Annotated in this window: 2 protein-coding genes; both read left to right on the top strand. The window is 60.4% G+C overall.

Annotation, left to right across the window (positions count from 1 at the left end):
* Positions 1-197: 197 nt before the first annotated feature.
* Complete coding sequence (gene arcC / locus GYA94_RS23795) at positions 198-1,127, top strand: carbamate kinase (protein ID WP_009683385.1); 930 nt, start codon at positions 198-200, stop codon at positions 1,125-1,127.
* Positions 1,128-1,183: 56 nt separating this feature from the next.
* A complete protein-coding gene (locus tag GYA94_RS23790; protein WP_110679379.1) occupies positions 1,184-1,552 on the top strand; it encodes a DUF5064 family protein in 369 nt (122 codons plus the stop codon).
* The last annotated feature ends 249 nt before the right edge of the window (positions 1,553-1,801 follow it).

Here is a 1,801-nt window from a genome sequence, read left to right as displayed (position 1 = left end):
GCTGAAAGCTGAAAGCTGCAAGCTGCAAGCTGAATGCTGAATGCTGCAAGCTGAAAGCTGCAAGCTGAAAGCTGCAAGCTGAAAGCTGAAAGCTGCTGATTACACCGGCCGGCCTCTGCTTGCCACTTGCAACTTGCCGCTTGCAGCTTGCAGCCCCAAGCCCCAAGCCCCAAGCCCACCTCAAAAGGACATTCCCCATGCGTATCGTTGTTGCATTGGGCGGCAACGCCCTGCTGCGCCGCGGCGAACCCATGACCGCTGACAACCAGCGTGCCAATATCCGCACCGCCGCCGAACAGATCGCCAAGATCCACCCCGGCAACGAGCTGGTCATTGCCCACGGTAACGGCCCGCAGGTCGGCCTGCTGTCGTTGCAGGGCCTTTCCTACAAACCGGACGAGGCTTACCCGCTGGACGTGCTGGGCGCCGAGACCGAGGGCATGATCGGCTATATGATCGAGCAGGAGCTGGGCAACCTGCTGGCCTTCGAAGTGCCGTTCGCGACCTTGCTGACCCAGGTTGAAGTCGACGCCAACGATCCGGCCTTCAAGGACCCGACCAAGTTCATCGGACCGGTCTACAGCAAGGACGAGGCCGAGCGCCTGGCCAACGAGAAGGGCTGGGTGGTCAAGCCTGACGGCGACAAGTACCGACGCGTGGTGGCCAGCCCGAAACCCAAGCGCATCTTTGAAATCCGCCCGATCAAGTGGCTGCTGGAAAAGAGCAGCATCGTGATTTGCGCGGGCGGCGGCGGCATCCCCACCCTGTACGATGAAAACCACAAGCTCAAAGGGGTGGAGGCGGTCATCGACAAAGACCTGTGCTCGGCACTGCTGGCAGAGCAACTGGAAGCCGACCTTCTGATCATCGCCACCGACGTGGATGCGGCGTACATTGACTGGGGTAAACCTACGCAGAAAGCCATCGCCCAAGCGCACCCCGACGAACTGCAGCGGCTGGGTTTTGCCGCGGGGTCCATGGGGCCGAAAGTGCAGGCCGCCTGTGATTTTGCCCGCCATACCGGCAAGGTGGCAGTGATCAGTTCGCTGGAAAACATCGAGGAAATCGTCAAAGGCACAGCCGGCACCCGTGTTTCGACCGCGAAGCCGGGGATCAGCTACCGTTGAATGCAGTGGGCGGGCCTGCGCGGCCCGTCATTTTCGACCTTCCCAAGGAGCTTTCCATGGCCCAGTACCACCCCGGTCATGTACACATCGAGCGCATTGCGCTGAACAAAGATGACCACAGCTATGACCTGAACATCGAATACGAGGCAGTGTCGGACCCCAAGGAAGGTAGAGGCATTCAGTTCCGGATGCATGGCAGCATTGAAGGCAAGGCAGTCGATGAAGCGTTCTTCCTACCCAAGGACCAGGCCCTGCCCAGCTTTCTCATGCTGCTGACGCGCAGGGCGCAAGCGTACCTGCCGTCGCCGAAGAAATTCGAAAACCTGAGTTCACCGCACAAGCTCTATGACCATATGTTCGCGGACATTCGCGAAAAACTGGCGGTGAAGTCGGGCGACCCGATCAAGCCTGAACACCTGGAGTGATTTTCACAAGTTTGGGGCTGCCTTGCAGCCCATCGCAGGCAAGCCAGCGCCCACTTCGATCGCATCGGCCTCAAGGCCTGTGCAGTACCTGTGGGAGATACTATGGTTCCTGGCAAGGGTAGCCGGAGCATCTTCAGCGCCTGTGAGATCGAGCGCCGCCCGCGCGGCGCAATCGCGAGCTGCGCTCGCTCCAACGGGCGCTGCCATACCTCGTGGCAAACACCCGTTAGCCCTGATGCGATCCCCGTG

The organism is Pseudomonas juntendi, from assembly GCF_009932375.1.
GTDB lineage: Bacteria > Pseudomonadota > Gammaproteobacteria > Pseudomonadales > Pseudomonadaceae > Aquipseudomonas > Aquipseudomonas juntendi.
This window is presented reverse-complemented; position numbering and strand designations above follow the sequence as displayed.

Bases quoted from the DNA above. Each gene is read 5' to 3' on its own strand.
- GYA94_RS23790 (WP_110679379.1), top strand. From the start codon at position 1,184: ATGGCCCAGTACCACCCCGGTCATGTACACATCGAGCGCATTGCGCTG.
- arcC (WP_009683385.1), top strand. From the start codon at position 198: ATGCGTATCGTTGTTGCATTGGGCGGCAACGCCCTGCTGCGCCGCGGC.